Below are 16,937 nucleotides of genomic sequence, written 5' to 3' on the forward strand. Positions count from 1 at the left end.
TCCCATAAAGATGAACCTCTGACCCGGGTTCATCTTTTTTTTATTCATCAATTATAAATATTTCGGCAGAGTCTGATGAAGAGGTTCTTCCTGAAATCATGTCAAGTTCCTCAAGAAACCGACTCCAGAGGCCGTATACGTTTTCTTCAAAAAGATAGGCGGTATCCACGTTATCCATTCTGATGGTAACCCTGCGGCCTGTTACCTGCTCAAGCCGATCTGCTATTTCCTCAAGTGGATTTTCAGGTCCATAGGTGCCCAGGAACACCCTGAACTGCAGACTAAACCGGTTCCTGGTGTCCGGGTCCATAATTATGGATATACTATCCGCAACTCCAGACCTGATCAATGCATCACGGACTTCCTCAGCAGCCGAATATCTTTCAAAGGGACCTGAATAAACAGTTTCAGCTCCATCTTCACCGTCACTCCGCAAGAAAGTATTTTGCTGAAGCTCCGAAGGTAGCGTTCCGATAAAAGCTTCAGCCTGCTCAGTATTGCTGAAACGGCCCAGATCTATCAGATATTGAACCGGTTTGTAATCGGATTCCGATCCTTCCGGAACACACTGTCCCACGATTGCATATTGATTGTAGGGGTCTGTGTCCCTGAAACGGTTCAGCATTTCAGCTGCATCGTTCAGAGTTTCATACCCTTCGGTTCTCAGGGCAAAAAGATCCGTAACCTGGTTGTAATAAAGGGTAATATCCGTTCCGATTCGCTCTGAAATGGAGTCTGCGATTTCCCGTGCGAAACGATTTCCGCCAAAACTGCCGACCTGAACCGGGAATGTGCATTGTTCGAGGTTTGGAAGGTCAGCAGGCCCGGTGATCCGTATCTCCGGATCGGCTGCTGTTGCAGTATCTGCAGGCTGAACAATAAACTCCTCTTCTTCGAGAATTTCAATAACCGGTGTACCTGAATTTCTGATTACGAGGGTGTCAAGCCCGGAGGCAATCAGGGTATCGGCAGGGAGCTCTGCAAGGTCGAGTTCCACGGGCCTGAAACGCGTTGTATCAACCCTTTGCCGTTCTATACGGTCATCCTCTTCTGCACCCTCATCCATCTCACTGGCTGGAAGGGTTGGCAGAATGCGGGCAACCGGAGGAGGCATATTTGTGATGGATGAGATGTCAGTACCCAGGTTGAGCAGCCCGGCCCAGTCGCCGGTTTGCTCCTCCGTATTCACTTCGAAAGAGCCGTTATCCAGTTGAACCATGGTCAGCGTAACGTTGATCTGGTCGCTGTAACGGTCGATAAAGGCACGTGCGCTATCTGCATTGCTGAATTCTCCCAGTGACAGTGAAAATCTGTAATCAGGCTCGAACGTATATGCGGGAAGACCGGGTTCGGGTTCGACCTCATCGGGACTGCCGGCCAGCGTTATCCGCTGAAGGGAATCGAATAGCTCCGTGTCATTTCCATATGCGCCGTTCAGCACCCTGAACACGCTCTCCTGAGGATCGGCGTAAACCATAAGATCGTAGGGCAGCGCCAGGTCACGGGTATCAATAAACGTGTCAGCTTCTTCCAGTGAACTAAAGACACCCAGCTGAATGTACGGTTCTGCCCCGGCTGATACGTTCAGTGTATCCGGGTCCATGTCCCTGATTACTGCAGGAGCGAGTGCAGAAAGCTCGGACAGACCTCTCAGGGCAGCCGATATGGATTCTGCGGGCAGCATCTCCGAAGCGCGAATGATGTATAGTTCATTTCTTGAATTGTAGGCAATATCAAACGGGATACCCGTTACCGTTTCCGCTTGTTCGGCAAATCGAAGCGCATCCCCAAACTCCATGAAGGAGGCAGCCTGCAGCATAAATGGACCGTTCTGGCCGAATAGGCCCGTCAGATCCATGCTGCCGGCGGGACGCTCAGTCAGTGAAGCCAGAATGAACGGTGCAGTTTCATCCGGTTCCCGGTAACCTTCGGGTGTTACGTTGATGGCAAGCCCTTCAACAAAATCACCCTGCGAGAGTGGCTGTACCGTAAACTCGAGCTGACCGATATCCGGTTCTGCATCCAGAAAAGCCAGCTGGGTTGAATCCGGTTCTATAACATAGTCGCCCGGCGGAATTTCATAAGCGTAGAAGCTCCCATCCGAAAATGTGCGCAGCTCCTGTTCGTACGGTTCAACTCCTTCCGGTACATTCACCTGACGCATAAACAGCCGAAGCCCGCCCAATCCCGTTTGCGTGCCGTTATCAAGAGTTCGATTAATGACTCCTTCCACGATTCCGGAGGTGTAGAAAGGTACATCAATCACTTTATACTGGTTCGGATCCGTGATGATGGAAAAGTTTTCAAGCTCGGGGACCAGCAGCGGATTGGTAATCACAGATTTATTGATCGTCAGATTATACTGCCTGTAGGGCTGCAGCTGTGACAGATAGTGTATGCTGTCTTTTGAAACGGGGATGCCGCCTGCCCGATCAATACGGACGGCATTCTGGGGTATCAGTTCATCAGAATCGGGCTCAAACGTACCGCTGTTATTGTGATCAACAAACAGGCGCACGGCCGTTCCCGACCGGCCTACCTGTTGTCTGTTGGTAAACAGTGTATTTTTGTTTGACGGATCGTATCCAATGGATCCGCGAAGGCTTTGCGTAAATGCGGATGCTGTACGTGTTGAGCGAACGGTGGTAACCGAACGGATGGAGCTGAAATCAACCGTAAAGCCAAACCTGAAAAGGTTAAAGTCTCCCGTAAAATTTCGTCCCATTGAAATTTGCAGCCTTCCCGTCTGACGTATATTCCGGCTGATCTGTATTTCCGCGTCCTCAATCTGTGAAAAAGCAGGCAGATAGTTGGTTTGTGCCCTCAAAAAAACACCCCGCAAAAGGGTGGGTACCGTACGGCTTCTCGACACGTTGTAGGTGGCCGATGCTGTAACCCTTGCAACAGGTGAACTGCTGAAGCTGAAACTGCCCACCTGCGTGTCGCGGTAGCCCAGGCGCAGATTCGCCCTGCCCACGCGGGTGTTCAGGTCTACCCTGTAGCGTGATACGGATGAGAGTTCCCTGTTCTCGTTCGAAAGGTTGAAGCGGACAAAGAGCGGAAGGTTTCTTATTTCGAACGGTACAAACAGGTTGGTTCTCCAGGCGGAATTATTCCGTGCCGGATTGTAGATGCCTCCGTCTCTGTTGAACCGCGTATAATCGAGGCTGATGCTCGCATTGGAAGGGTAGATCACGCTGCCGGAGGCCCTGTAAAAAGCCTGGCTGGCTGCCTCAACCGAAATGAGATAATTGTCAAACAGACGGGAAGAGAGTCCGGCCTTGAGGGTGGGCAAACCGTCATGAAAATCCTCAAAATACTCCACGCCTGCAAGAGCTGAGAAACGGTTGGTGAGGCCGGCGGTGACATCCGCTCTCGACATGAACCCGCGGTCTGTGGATCCCGCAATGGGATTGTCAAGCCGTCCTGCATCTACGGTGTAGTTTATCTCTCCCGGAGGCAAAAAATTGAAGGGCACCTGCAGCCTTACATCGCGGGTGGATACCTGCCCGGTAGGGTTATAAACACGTATGCTGTAGTTGGAGGCTCCGTAGGTGATGGGTACCATGAACCTGTACTGTCCTGTTTCATCCGCCATTACATAATCGACCAGTGAATTGTTGCGGTAGAGTTCTACCTCCGAACCGGGTTCCACGATGCCGTTAAATGCGGTTTCACCATAGAGAAAACGGGGCTCCAGAGGCTCATTGGTCAGTTTTACCCCGGTGTAGGAAACAGGCAGCAGGCCAAGTGAGGTGGTCTGACCCGCGGTAACGGAGCTGATCAACTCATTGTCCAGTATGCCGTAACGCCATCTTAGCCCGCTGGACCGGATGGCTGTGGTGTTTTCGGACACGTTGCCAAAAATGGTTCCCTGTAAGTCACCCCCAATAAGCTCCGTTCCCAGGCTGGTATTATATAGAAAACTGCTTCCAAGGTCGTTGTAGCTTCCGGTCAGGTTGTAATCAAAATAACCGCCGTAAAAGCTCTGTTTGTTTCGGCCGAACTGAAGGGGAAAAAAATCACGCCGAAGTTCCCGCTGAGTCCTGAGCATGCGTTCACGCCGTCTTTCCCTTTCAAGCTGAGCAACAACCGGCATGGTATCATCTGATTCAAGAGTGAGCACCAGATTATTGAAATCGATCATAAACTCCATATCAAAAAGTTCATAAAAGATTTCAGGGCTCAGATAGTACCCAAGATCCGACATAATGTAGTCGTCGGCCGTTAGCTGCAGGGTACGGTCATTGAACTCTGCAGTGCGGGTGCGGCTGTCGAGCTGAATGAGGTATTGTCCGCGACCGATAAAATTGCCGGAAAGCTGCATCCGGCCGGTGTCCACATTCAGGTCGATGGAGAGTGCAGAAAACAGATCGGATACCGAAAGGTAGAACCGGTCCTGGTAATAAATGGAGGATACAAAGGTGTTAACAACGCCTTCGTGGCGAAATTGCAGAAAAACTTCCTGATCTGCTGTTTGCGCCGATAGTTTCCCGGGGGGCGGCAGCAATGCACAGAGAGATATTAGGAGCAGTATCAGGATGCATTTTTTGTTCACTCAATCGTAAAGGAGGTTGTTTCGCTGACGTCGGGTATCTGAATGAGGTTTTGTGATGCAATATCGTTTCTGGACGACTCAAATGTGGTGTTGATGGTGTATTCACCTGCGGGAAGCGCAGTGATATCAAACTCCACTCGCTGCATGGTATTAAAATATACGGATGTAGAGGATCGCCGTGAATTGACCTCTTCTCCCCTGGAATTTAAAATCCGGGTATTGACGCTGCCGATAAAGGGAGCATTTCCGGTACGTTCCACATCGGTAAGTATGATGAGCTGACCGTCTTCAATAGATGTTGTGATATCATTGATAGTCAAACCCGTGCTTACATCACCGTGCTGTACGAGTACGGAGGTTACCTGATCGATCTGGAAGGAAACCTGTGCGGAAACCTGTCCCTCTTCCACATCGCCGATAGGAGGCGTAAGCTGGTTTGAGGAGACCCTCATACGGGTCCAGTACATACCCGGGTCGGAGTTCTGAGGTACACGGCCAACCAGCCTGATGGTCTGACGCTGGTCGGGCTGCAGTACAAACGTGGTTGGGAAGGCCCTCAGGTAGGGCACCAGGGAGTAGAGTTCTTCAGCAGCAGCATCCTCGTAATTGAGATAAACCCTGCCGGTTTCATCCGTAGCCGGGTAGGCAAATTCGAAAGAGAGGCGCACCTCCACTGCGCTGGCAGATGGATTGGAAACATAGAAAGAGCCCACCTTGCTGTTTTTATCGAGAAAAACTGCGGTTGGCGATATGGTAACCTGAGCCTGGGTCGTAAAGGCCGCAATAGCAAAAATTGCGGTCAGCAGAGAAACTTTGAGTGGTTTCATTAACCTGTCTGTTGATTAACGATGATAGGAGAGTATAATAATAAAAAAAGCCCCATGAAATAATGGGGCTTTGAATAATCAATCTGTTTTTAACTTACAGGTATTCAATAGCTACTGTAAGTGTTGCACTGTAGACACCATTAGCTTGCGTGATGGGTGTTGTAAAGCTACCGCCAACCCAAATAAAGTACTCTCCGGTTGTTGCATCAAGTGTGACGTTTCCACCACCACCGCCAAGGTTACCTTCTGCGGCTGTTCCCTGATCATCTGCATCATTACCTACATAAGCCAGACTCGCTGTGATATCGTCGCCGGCTCCTGTAAGCGTCAGAGATGCCGGTGCAGTCACAACTACGGTTTGACCTGCTGTACCTTGTAATGCAAGTTTACCTGCGTCAACAGAAGTTGTTTGATCTACGGTTGCAGTTGCTCCCGCACTAACTGTACCGAAAGCAAGGTCGTTTTGATTAGCAATGGTTAAACTACCTTCAATCGTAGCGCTAACTGCGACATCGGCGCTGGTTGAAGTTTGAGCATAAATATTTCCGACTCCGAAAAGGAGAAGTGCTGTGAAGATGATTCCTAATTTTTTCATTGTTTTATTGTGTTGAGTTAGTAAAAGCCGTTAGCAATAATGGGGTATTTCACATTCATTCTTTTTTTTCTGAATGTGTGATAAAGATACATTCAGACCCGGTAGTGTTACAAGTTAAAAGGTTTTAATTAAGGCCCTCTAACTTATTCATACACAACGCTAAGCACAACCTCACCCGTATATACCCCCGAGGGAACCATGCCAAGTTCAATACTTCCATATACATAAAGGAATACGCTGGTCCATGCAGACTGCGGGTTTTGGGGCGGCGGATCCAGCGTAATATACCGCTCAAAACCCGTTAAAGGTACGCTCTGCCGGTAATCATCCACGCCATTTTGGGTGTAGTTAACCTGTAAATTGAGCGGAATTGAAGCCATTCTGCCCAATTCCTGATGTACAAGCTCGCTTGAAGGATCAAGTGAAATAATCAAATTTTGTGCGTTAAGCGTACGTATCTGGAACACACCCATGGTGGGTGAACCAAGCGGTATTTGCTGAAAACCGGTGCCTGCAACGATCTGTCCGAAGTCAAGAGACCGATTCACTGTAGTCTCCACCCGCGGTTCCACATCCAGCTCAATTGTGAAAGACTGTGCCGCACTGTTACCTGCAATTATCAGGAACAGAACTACAAGGATGGATATGGATTTAAAAGGGTGTTTCAATGGTGATGGATTACTGGTATTCCACGGTTATGGTAATGTTTCCCGTATAGAACCCTGCGAGTACATTGCCTACGTCAATATCACCATAGAGGTACAGGTATGCTGATTCTTCCACAAGGCTTTGATCAAACTGGCCGGTAGGGGGTGTGGGTGGCGGACCCGGTGGCTGCGACTGCCGGGTAAGAATGGGGAACCTGGCGTTTCCGATATTGCTTCCCGAAACAGGGATGAAAACGGCATCAGAGATGTTATTTTGCCCGTTGTTGGCATAGGCTGCCCGAAGGGTGAAAGGGATGCTGCGCTGCGGATCGCCGGAGTTGGCTGGATCGCCGTCAAGAAGCAGTTCTCCGTCACCTATCAGTTCCACACCAACATCCAGATATTTGACGCCGATGATGGAGAGCACGTAGGAGTCAATCAGCTCAACCTGGTAGATGCCACCGTTTGAAAGTACCGGATCTTCAAATGTAAGGTCACCCAGTGAAATGTTCTCGATCGTGATGGTATAATTGCCAAAACGCCCGAATTCAATCTCCTGTGAAAAGGATTCTGCAGCAGTGCCCAAAAAAAGCAGCAGGCCCGCAATCCACCGCAGATTCGGCCTGAGAGTTGCCGCAAAGAGAGCCTGAAGCCGGGAGTTGATGCGGCGGGGTTGTGTTCGGGTATGTTTCTCTTGTTGCTGCAAATGTGTGGTGATCCTGGTTTGATCTTAAAAAAGCCTGACGCGGCTGACCTAAATGTACTCGATTTCTATCGTAAACTCACCCATGTACGTGCCGGGTTCTGCAGTTGACAGATCGGCAAAGCCGCCTACCCAGATAAAATACTCGCCGTCATTGTTAAATGTAAGGTCTCTGACCTCCTGTGAGAGGATTTCAGCTGTATCCTGAACATCGACAATGTTGCCCGCTACAGTATAGGTAAAGATAATGGTTCCCGGTCCGTTTGCATTATCCAACACCCGTTCCTGCAGGTAATCGATTTGAAATTCGGCATTCGGTGTGCCCCGTGCAATCATTTTTCCCGCTCGCGGACTTGTAACGGGATTTACCGTAACAACAGAGTTTTCCCTCTCGATGTTATCAAAATCGATGGTCTGGATGGTGATGGTCTCAACAGCACCGTTCACAATAGCGGTGACGTTAATATTCACCTGCCTATCATCCTGGGCATGCAATAAGCCGGTGCAGCCAATCAATAAAAAGGCTGCAAGCAGTAATTTCCTGATCATGGGGTAGTGGTGAAAAGACCGGTCAGGGCCTCTGTTTTCACTTTCTGTGACTTTATAACGCTAAAATCGAAAAAAGGAACTGGCATAGCCAATTAAGCTTTTATAATGAAGATACGTCATTTAAGTTCAATATTCTCCTTGCACAAGTGACGTATAAATGCCCTGGAGCTCGGATCGCTTGATCTTGCCCAGATCCGTTTTTGGAAGCTCCTTAACAATATGAATCTCTTTCGGCACCTGAAAATCATATAATTTTCTGCCCAGTTCTTTTTTTAGTGATGCTGGATCTGTTAACTCTTTATCTCCCGTAACCATTGCGATCACGCGCTGCCCCCATTCAGGGTCCGGTACTCCAATAACGGCCGATTCGGCAACTCCCTTGAGCCCGTTCAGAACCGACTCAACATAAAAGGGATTTACGTTTTCACCGCCCGTAACGATCAAGTCGGTGCGTCGGGATCCGATAAATAGCTGTTTGTATCTGTTAAGGTGTCCGTAATCGCCGGTACAAAACCAGCCATCATCGTCAAAAACTCCGGCATTCAGTGACTCATCCGTGTACCCGTCAAAAACCTGCGGTCCGATCAGCCAGATAACTCCTTCTTCAATCGCGGGAAGAACCTTTCCTTCTTCATTTCTGATTTCGATCTGATTGGGCGGAAAAATATCGCCCACACTCGACTTGGGATAGTAGGTACCGCTTGGCCTCAGAATCGGGTTTGCAGCAATTTGTGCGCACGTTTCCGTCATGCCATAGCTTGATACGACCGGTATGCCGCGGGTTACTGCAGCATCTATGAAAGCAGGCGGTATGCGTCCGCCTCCCAACAGAATTGCTTTAAAATCAGCATGGGTTGTAAAGAGGTGATCTTCCATTAATCGCATCAGCATGGTGGGAACCAGCGAAGCAGCCTCAAAGAGTGGGTTTTCAGACAAAAAGGTTCGAACCGCATCAGCATCAAACCGATCCATCCGGAACAGTGCGGAATGGTATAAAAGCGTGCGGTAGATGATGGAGATTCCACCAATGTGGTTCAGGGGAAGGCAGAGAAGCCAGTAGGCATTGGGAGAAGGTTTTACGTTCGATTCGGACGCAAAGGCTGCAAACAGTACTTGTCTTCGTTTCAGGGGTACAATTTTCGGGGATCCGGTGGTGCCGGATGTCAGAAAATAGCCTGCAATATCTCCCGGATCAGCAAGGGTAAATTTTTCGGGGGTCCAGTATGCCTCCCGCTCCATCCATGTAGTTTCTGTTTGAACCACGTCCAGGCCGTGTGTGCCGGATAGAGTGGATGCGGAGTCTCCGGTTTCAAGAATACAGGCCGGTTTGATATGCTCCAGTACCCGGTCCAGGTCTTTGGAGGGCATATCCCTTCTGAGAACCAGGTACGGAATATTTAACAGAAAGAGGGAGGCAATGCTGAAAACCAGTCTGTCCGAGCTGTCAGCGAACAGTAAAACAGGCCTTTTTTCACTGACCTCAACATCTGCAAGACGCTCGCGAAGACGCAGGGCAAAGTGAAAGAGATGGGTATAGTCATAGATCCGGTGTTCCGAAGCCATGAAGTGAAGGTCGGGGTCGGGCGGGTGATACTCGGGAAGAGGTTGTGATTTCCCGTTCATGTCAATCTGTTTTATGGATCAAATTTGGGTCGATATCCGCCAGTGTACAGGGGTTGAACGGAGATGAAAGGTTCAGGATGCCGTTTTCGGCTTCACGTAAAGGAAACAGATCCTTTTCAAAAAGCCTGCCCGTGTCAAGTCCGTGTGCCAGGCCGGGGTCTCCCGTTATTGCTGCCATGGATTGAACCATGGACCGGCCAACTGCCGATTCGAGTGCTGTGGTTACAACCACTCTATGTAGAGGACCTCTGTTTGCAGAAATTGTTTCAGAGATCCTGAAAATATTACCCAGAAGGGTCGGTTTAATAATCAAAACAATACCGGGAAGGGCTTTAAGAGCGGTTTCCAGCGTTGCCATATCTGACAGGCTTTCGTCCAGTGCAATGGGTATGGGTGATTTTTGAACCAGTTCACGGTAATCGTTTGCCGATTCTACGGAGATGGGCTCTTCGATATACTCTACATTCAAATCTGTAAAGAGGCCGGTTATGGAGAGCGCATCCGAAACCGGCCAGCTTTGATTGGCATCAATGCGGAACGTCATTGACGGATACTTTTTCACTGCTTCCCTTAAAGCGGAAGCAAGAGTCTCCGGATCGGGAGTGGATTTTATTTTAACGGTCCGGAATCCCCTGGCATGGTGAGCAGCAATGTCTGAGATGATATCATCGTACTCTCCGATTCCGGTCACTGCATTCACCTTAACCTGATGACGGAACGGCTGCGCAAACAGTTCATCACGAGCTGCAAGCCCTGATTTAAGGAGGGTGGATGCACCCAGGCTGCTGAGCGCGAATTTGGCAGAAGCCGGGAGCGGGATCTCGCGAAGCAGGTTGTCTAACCCGGTTAATGTGAATGGGGTTGACAGGAGTGCTTCGAGGGTTTCTTTCTGATCGATCAGCTGCTGTATCGTTTTATCAAGTGATTCGTCGGAGAAACCGGGAAGGGGAGAGGCCTCTGAGAGTCCTGTAAAGGAGTCGGTTTCCAGCTGAAGGAGCACTCCCTCACGATCGGTGAATGTGCCCCCGGGAGTTACAAACGGTTTGTGAAAAGGTAAACGGTATCGGTAGAACGTAAGCATGGGGCGAATTTCATTACCTTACAGGAGAATACCGGCAGCGAACAGTACCCCGTATAGTATCATCAGCTGGGATGTACGCTCCAGTGTTTTGTTAAGCAACCGCTTATCCTCATTAAAAAGCACCTGCCGGATGAGCAGTGCCGCAAACGGAAGGCTGAGTACCGGCAGAAATATGGTTGCCGTGTAGCCGTAGAAATAATACATAACCAAAGGAGCGAGGTATGCAAAGCCGGCCATGAGAATATATTCAGATTTGAGCCAGTTCTCACCTAAAAGCACTCCCAGGGTTCGTTTTCCGCTGATTTTGTCCTGCTCCACATCTCTCAGATTATTCACAACCAGGATATTAACGCAGAGCGCCCCTATCGGAATGGATGCAATGAGTGAATCAGAGCTCCACTGAAGGGCATTAACATAATATGTAGCGGTTACGGCCACGAGGCCGAAAAAGATAAAAACAAAGATATCACCCAGCCCATTGTATCCGAGAGGATAGGGTCCGCCGGTGTAGAGAATGCCGAAGAGCAGTGAAAGCAGGCCGACAACCAGGATGATCCAGCCTCCAATCCATACCAGATAGAGGCCTGCAACAAATGAGACCAGCATAACCAGGATGACTGCCCGAAGCATCTGTTTGGGCTGAATAAGACCTGCAGATGTAGCTCTTTCAAAACCGATGCGGTCGGGTGTGTCGGCACCTTTGATGAAGTCGAAGTAGTCGTTGGCGAAGTTGGTTCCTATCTGAATACCGAATGCACAGAAGAGTGCAACCAGGCTTGTATCCCACCTGAACAGACCGTCACTGAAGGCCAGGGCGGATCCGGTCATGACCGGTACCAATGCTGCCGCGAGGGTCTGCGGACGAGCTGCGCGCAGCCAGTTGAGAATTTTTTGTCTGTTCAAAAGAAAAAAAGGTGAATTTGTGTGGGTAACCTTGAAGCTCTGAAGATACTGAATATGTGTTCTCCTTAAAAAGTTCAGCAGATAGTTAAATATACAGAAAGAGATTAGGGTTGGGAGCAGTTGGTAGCGCTTTTAAGTAAAAAAATTAAACCAAATAAGACTTTTTATAGATTTAATTAACTGTTAATAATTTTTTCTCTTAAATGTTTTAATTCATCAGGAGTCCTGATATCTTTGCTCTGTTCATAAACCAGAAATGTTAAACAACGTTCACAGATCCATGTCACAGACAATACGCCGATACGATACATTGGCAGCAGCCCGGTCATACAAACCGGTTATCAACGGAGATTTCAAACAAGCACATGTAACCGAGGTATTCGGTGAATTCACCCTTAATCTTGACGGACTCAAAGAGAGGCTTCCCAAAACTGTATGGAAGGAGCTAAAGAATACGATTGAAGACGGGCAACAGCTTAACCCGTCAGTTGCCGATGCTGTGGCTCTGGCGATGAAGGAGTGGGCTACCGAAATGGGAGCTTCCCACTTCACGCACTGGTTCCAGCCGCTAACGGGGGCCACTGCTGAAAAACACGACAGTTTTATTACACCAAACCAGGGTGGAGGAGCAATTTCCGAGTTTTCGGGTAAAGACCTGATTCAGGGCGAGCCGGATGCATCCAGTTTCCCCAGCGGCGGTCTTCGTCCCACATTTGAAGCGCGGGGATACACGGCATGGGATCCGACCTCCCCGGTATTTCTGATCGAAAATCAGAATGGCAAGTATCTCTGTATACCCACCGCATTTGCATCTTGGACCGGAGAAGCGCTCGATCACAAGACACCGCTGCTTCGTTCAATCGAAGCCCTCGACAAGCAGGCAAAGCGCGCACTTGCACTATTCGGTGTAGACAGTAAGAGAGTTACCTCAACCGTTGGTTGCGAGCAGGAGTATTTTCTGATTGATCAGGAGTTCTTTTATCGGCGCCCGGACCTGATGACCTCCGGACGTACCCTGATGGGTGCGAAACCTCCAAGGGGCCAGGAGCTGGATGACCACTATTTCGGGTCGATACCCGACAGGGTGCTTTCGTTCATGCTTGAAGCGGAAACAGAGCTGTACAAGCTGGGTATTCCGGTCAAGACAAGACACAATGAGGTTGCACCGGGTCAGTTTGAAATAGCGCCGATGTTTGAAAACTGCAACATTGCGGCCGACCATCAGCAGCTTACCATGATCGTTCTCAAAAAAATTGCCAAGAATTACGGTTTTGAGTGCCTGCTGCACGAAAAACCATTCGACGGACTGAACGGAAGCGGCAAGCACCTGAACTGGTCAATGAGCACCAAGGAAGGACTGAACCTGCTGGAACCGGGTGACAGTCCGCATGAAAACATGCAGTTCCTCTTCTTCTTTTCAGCGGTTCTTCGTGCGGTGTACAAACATCAGGATCTTCTGAGGGTCTCGATCGCACACGCCGGCAATGACCACAGGCTGGGTGCAAACGAAGCCCCGCCCGCCATTATCTCGGCATATGTAGGAGAGCAGCTTGAGGATATTATCAATCAGCTGTTGAACGGCGGCCTCAAAAAGTCGATGAAGAGCGGCCTGATGGGACTCGGAACCCCTGTTCTCCCCACGCTTCCGAAGCATGCAGGCGACCGTAACCGGACTTCACCCTTTGCGTTCACCGGAAATAAGTTTGAGTTCCGCGCGGTAGGATCCAGCCAATCCGTTTCATTCCCGATTGTTGTTCTCAACACGATTGTTGCTGAAGCAATAGATGAGCTTTGCGAGAGTCTTGAGAAGAAAATGAAGAAGAAGAAACTGGAAATGTCTCTGAAAGAAGTTCTGGTAGAATCTCTGAAGGAAACACATGACATTGTTTTTAACGGAGACGGGTACTCAGACGACTGGCAAAAAGAGGCCAAGAAGCGGGGTCTGCTGAACCTCAAAACTACAGCTGACGCCCTTCCCACTCTCACCAGCAAGAAAAATGTGAAGCTCTTTGAGAAATACAAAGTGCTGAATGACAGGGAGGTACACTCGCGCCTCGAAATTTGGGCGGAGCAGTATGTAACCAACCTGACAATTGAGGTGGATACAACGGAAGCGATGGCCAGAACCATGGTGTTTCCGGCAGCTGTCAGGTATCTGAATGAACTGGCTGCAGCGGTTAAAGAGACAAAATCGCTGAAAATGAAAAACAGCGGATCTGAGAAAATGCTGAAAACCGTTAACTCTGCCCTCAATGATCTTAGCGACGCGCTGGACAACCTGAAGAAAACCCAGGAAAAACTGAAAGGCGGAGACATCATTGATCAGTGCAAGGAGTATCGTGACTACGTGATACCTGCAATGACAAAAGTGAGGGATGCAGTTGATTTCCTTGAAAGATATACGGCGGATGATTACTGGCCGCTGCCCATCTATCGGGAAATGCTGTTCGTCAAGTAGCCGTCAACGGTATACAATGCAACGCATAATTTAAAGGTCTTCCGCTTCATGGCGGGAGGCCTTTTTTTATTGTCTTCAGGCAACTCATATTTGATTCTGACCGGCATACTCCCTTACTTCCTGTTTCAGAAAAAATAGAGTGACAGATCATTGAATATTCTTGCAGTAGAACCTTTTTACAGCGGTTCGCATAAAGCCTTTCTGACGGGTTTAAAGGAGCATTCGCGCCATACCATAATTCCGATCAACCTTGACTACAAGAGGTGGAAGTGGAGAATGCATGGCGATTCTGTGAAACTGGCTGAGATGACAAGTCATGTCAGTGAACCTGTTGACCTGCTGCTAATCAGCAGTATGACCAATCTGCCCGCTTTTTTGGCGCTTACCAATCCCCGTTTTGCTCACACACCGAAGGCTATGGTGATGCATGAAAACCAGTTAACGCAGCCGCTGCCTGAAGGAGAGGAGAGAGACCTCACATACTGTTATATCAACTATCTGAGCATGCTTACGGCCGACAAGCTGCTCTTCTCTTCAGAGTTCCACATGAAGGATCTTCTGGAGGCACTCCCCGTATTTTTGGAAAATTTTCCGAATGATAAATCCTACAACACCATCGATAAGATCCGTGCAAAAAGCATGGTCATGTATCCGGGCCTTGACCTGAGCGTGTTCGATGAGCAACCCGATACCCGTGCACAAAACAAACGCCCCGTTATTGTTTGGAATCAGCGGTGGCAGTTCGACCGGAACCCGGCCATGTTTTTTAAAGTACTGAACCGGTTAAATGATATTGACCTTGAATTCGATCTCATTCTGGCAGGTGATTCACAGCACCAGAAACCGGAGGAGTTTGAAAAAGCGTGGAAGAGGTTTGGAGATCAAATCACACATTTCGGGTATGTGGACAATGTTGAAAGCTACAGTAAATTGCTTCATTCAGGGGATATTGTTGTCTCAACCGCCACCTACGAATTCTTCTGCGTTGCTATCATGGAAGCTGTTTATTGCGGCTGTCATCCCCTCGTACCCAACAGGCTGCACTATCCGGAATTGATTCCAAAAAGCCTGCATAAGCCCCTTCTTCACGCTCCCGTTCTTTATGACACCGAAGATGATCTGTTTCGAATCATGAAAGATCTTTTGACGGGCAAGTCGAAACCACTGCCAAAGTCGTCGCTTCAAAATATCAACAAGCACCTTGACAGGAGCCGCATGATTGACCGGTACGATGACCTTTTTGATGAACTTCAGAAAGAGGAAAGTGTAGCGGCTTTTTGACTGATTGACTCACCCCTGTACACTTCTCTGCTTTCCGCCGGCTGGCGAATCGCAAAGAGGGGGAACTTCGCAATCGGATAACGGCAAGATCCTAAGGTCTTTGGGAAATTTGGGTTAGGAGTTCCCCCATATGCCTGCAGAGAGGGGACATGAACGAGTCCTAAAAAGGCGCCTCGTCATCACCTTCGCCGGGATTGAATGGCGGGAGGGGAGGTGCGGAACCGGATTCATCGAGATAGCCGTCCTGCCCGGGATTGTTCATCGGGTCTGTTTCGACGCGTGAAAGTTTTTCGAATCGTGCGTACTGTTTCACAAAGTACATTCGGGTGTTGCCCACGGGTCCGTTACGCTGTTTCCCAATAATCAATTCCGCAAGGCCGTTCGTGGATTCGCCCTCCGCTGTTGTGGTAATGCCGTAGTACTCCGGACGATAGAGGAAGCAGACCACATCGGCATCCTGCTCAATCGATCCGGATTCACGCAGGTCGCTCAGCTGAGGTCGCTTATCGCCGCCACGCTGCTCAACCTGTCGGCTAAGCTGTGAAAGCGCAATCACCGGTACATTCAGTTCTTTGGCCAGTGCCTTGAGGCCCCTCGAGATGGTGGCGATTTCCTGTTCACGATTTCCGAAATCCTTTGAACTGGCAGTCATCAGCTGCAGATAATCAACTACAATCAGACCGATGTTGTGCTCACTTTTCAGGCGTCTGCATTTGGTGCGCATCTCCATTACGCTCAGGCTGGGCGTATCGTCAATGAAAATGTTTGCTGTAAAAAGACGGCTTGCAGCGTCAATCAGCCGCTTAAAATCCTCATCTTTCAGCCGGCCGGTCCTGGCAGATTGTGCATCAATGCGCGCCTCCATGGTAAGGAACCGCTGAACGAGCTGCTGGGCCGACATTTCAAGGCTGAAAATGGCCACATTGGTCTGCATGTTTTCGTCCGGATGAAGTGCCGCATTGCGTGCAGCCGTAAGCGTAAATGCTGTTTTACCCATTGAGGGACGTGCAGCAATAATGATCAGGTCGCCAGGCTGCCACCCGGAGGTGTAGTCGTCTACATCGAGACCGGCGGGGACGCCTGTAACACCGGATGGTTTTCCCCTGAGATCTTCCAGATAGGCCAGGGTGTCTTTCAGTACATCCCCGATCTTGGTGGCGTTTGCGCGCGACTTGGTATTGGAAATATCGAAAATTCGCTGTTCCGCATGATCCAGCACGTCAAATGCCTCTGTGGTGGTGTCGTAGGCGTCTTTAATGATGTCGTTGCAGTTCAGGATCAGATTCCGCTTGATCGCTTTCTCTGCGATAATCTGAGCGTGGTACTCAATGCTGGCTGCTGAGCTGACCGAACGAGTGAGATCTGCCAGGTAACCTCCGCCGCCTACCGCATCAAGCAGGTTTTTATCGCGAAGCTCGTTTTCAACGGTAATCAGATCCAGGGGATTGTCGCGCTCGTACAGATCATAGAGCGTCTCAAAAATATGGCGATGGGCCGGCTTGTAGAAATCTTCAGATTTCAGCATCTGAAGGGCGATTGTAGCCGCTTCATGCTCGATAAGCATGGAACCCAGAACGGCCTCTTCAATTTCAACCGCCTGGGGAGGCACACGGCCGCCGTCGTGCGGAGACTGACCTGCAGATTGTCGCTGAGAATTGGAACCGTTTTGACCTGGCATGCTTTACTTCAGTAAGTCATTCAAAATATAGCTA

General features: G+C 49.4%; 12 protein-coding genes. 2 read left to right on the plus strand and 10 right to left on the minus strand.

Annotated features, from left to right (window positions below; all coding sequences use genetic code 11):
- Positions 1–40 precede the first annotated feature (40 nt).
- The 9 genes from DDZ15_RS06620 to DDZ15_RS06660 all read right to left on the minus strand — a co-directional run bounded on the left by DDZ15_RS06620 (position 41) and on the right by DDZ15_RS06660 (position 11,486).
- Positions 41–4,558 carry an SPOR domain-containing protein gene (locus tag DDZ15_RS06620; protein ID WP_109646290.1) on the minus strand — a complete coding sequence of 1,506 codons (4,518 nt, stop codon included), beginning with the start codon at positions 4,556–4,558 and terminating at the stop codon, positions 41–43.
- Positions 4,555–5,385, minus strand: a complete 831-nt coding sequence (locus DDZ15_RS06625) for a fimbrial biogenesis chaperone (RefSeq protein WP_109646291.1) — start codon at positions 5,383–5,385, stop codon at positions 4,555–4,557. The genes DDZ15_RS06620 and DDZ15_RS06625 overlap by 4 nt, the downstream gene beginning before the upstream one ends.
- 94 nt (positions 5,386–5,479) lie before the next feature.
- A complete protein-coding gene (locus tag DDZ15_RS06630; protein ID WP_109646292.1) occupies positions 5,480–5,980 on the minus strand; it encodes a DUF4402 domain-containing protein in 501 nt (166 codons plus the stop codon).
- A gap of 143 nt (positions 5,981–6,123) precedes the next feature.
- Positions 6,124–6,648: a DUF4402 domain-containing protein gene (locus DDZ15_RS06635; protein WP_109646293.1), complete on the minus strand. Its 525-nt coding sequence runs from the start codon at positions 6,646–6,648 to the stop codon at positions 6,124–6,126.
- 10 nt (positions 6,649–6,658) lie between these two features.
- Positions 6,659–7,333: a hypothetical protein gene (locus DDZ15_RS06640; RefSeq protein ID WP_109646294.1), complete on the minus strand. Its 675-nt coding sequence runs from the start codon at positions 7,331–7,333 to the stop codon at positions 6,659–6,661.
- Positions 7,334–7,381: 48 nt separating this feature from the next.
- Positions 7,382–7,879 carry a DUF4402 domain-containing protein gene (locus DDZ15_RS06645; protein WP_109646295.1) on the minus strand — a complete coding sequence of 166 codons (498 nt, stop codon included), beginning with the start codon at positions 7,877–7,879 and terminating at the stop codon, positions 7,382–7,384.
- 126 nt (positions 7,880–8,005) lie between these two features.
- Positions 8,006–9,502 carry an AMP-binding protein gene (locus tag DDZ15_RS06650; RefSeq protein ID WP_109646296.1) on the minus strand — a complete coding sequence of 499 codons (1,497 nt, stop codon included), beginning with the start codon at positions 9,500–9,502 and terminating at the stop codon, positions 8,006–8,008.
- 1 nt (position 9,503) lies between these two features.
- A complete protein-coding gene (locus DDZ15_RS06655; RefSeq protein ID WP_109646297.1) occupies positions 9,504–10,583 on the minus strand; it encodes an enolase C-terminal domain-like protein in 1,080 nt (359 codons plus the stop codon).
- Positions 10,584–10,601: 18 nt separating this feature from the next.
- Complete coding sequence (locus tag DDZ15_RS06660) at positions 10,602–11,486, minus strand: 1,4-dihydroxy-2-naphthoate polyprenyltransferase (RefSeq protein WP_109646298.1); 885 nt, start codon at positions 11,484–11,486, stop codon at positions 10,602–10,604.
- Positions 11,487–11,766: 280 nt separating this feature from the next.
- Here DDZ15_RS06660 and DDZ15_RS06665 point away from each other — a divergent pair, with 280 nt between their 5' ends.
- Positions 11,767–13,944, plus strand: a complete 2,178-nt coding sequence (locus DDZ15_RS06665; RefSeq protein ID WP_109646299.1) for a glutamine synthetase III family protein — start codon at positions 11,767–11,769, stop codon at positions 13,942–13,944.
- Positions 13,945–14,094: 150 nt separating this feature from the next.
- Positions 14,095–15,225 carry a tRNA-queuosine alpha-mannosyltransferase domain-containing protein gene (locus DDZ15_RS06670; protein ID WP_109646300.1) on the plus strand — a complete coding sequence of 377 codons (1,131 nt, stop codon included), beginning with the start codon at positions 14,095–14,097 and terminating at the stop codon, positions 15,223–15,225.
- A 160-nt stretch (positions 15,226–15,385) separates the two neighbouring features.
- On the opposite strand, the gene dnaB is transcribed toward DDZ15_RS06670, so the two are convergent.
- Positions 15,386–16,903 carry a replicative DNA helicase gene (gene dnaB / locus DDZ15_RS06675; RefSeq protein ID WP_109646301.1) on the minus strand — a complete coding sequence of 506 codons (1,518 nt, stop codon included), beginning with the start codon at positions 16,901–16,903 and terminating at the stop codon, positions 15,386–15,388.
- Positions 16,904–16,937: the final 34 nt, after the last annotated feature.

This window comes from Rhodohalobacter mucosus (assembly GCF_003150675.1).
In the GTDB taxonomy this organism is placed as follows: domain Bacteria; phylum Bacteroidota; class Rhodothermia; order Balneolales; family Balneolaceae; genus Rhodohalobacter; species Rhodohalobacter mucosus.

Excerpts from the sequence above, each read along its gene's own strand:
- DDZ15_RS06625 (WP_109646291.1), bottom strand. The coding sequence starts at position 5,385 with ATGAAACCACTCAAAGTTTCTCTGCTGACCGCAATTTTTGCTATTGCG.
- DDZ15_RS06630 (WP_109646292.1), bottom strand. The coding sequence starts at position 5,980 with ATGAAAAAATTAGGAATCATCTTCACAGCACTTCTCCTTTTCGGAGTC.
- DDZ15_RS06645 (WP_109646295.1), bottom strand. The coding sequence starts at position 7,879 with ATGATCAGGAAATTACTGCTTGCAGCCTTTTTATTGATTGGCTGCACC.
- DDZ15_RS06650 (WP_109646296.1), bottom strand. The coding sequence starts at position 9,502 with ATGAACGGGAAATCACAACCTCTTCCCGAGTATCACCCGCCCGACCCC.
- DDZ15_RS06655 (WP_109646297.1), bottom strand. The coding sequence starts at position 10,583 with ATGCTTACGTTCTACCGATACCGTTTACCTTTTCACAAACCGTTTGTA.
- DDZ15_RS06665 (WP_109646299.1), top strand. The coding sequence starts at position 11,767 with ATGTCACAGACAATACGCCGATACGATACATTGGCAGCAGCCCGGTCA.
- dnaB (WP_109646301.1), bottom strand. The coding sequence starts at position 16,903 with ATGCCAGGTCAAAACGGTTCCAATTCTCAGCGACAATCTGCAGGTCAG.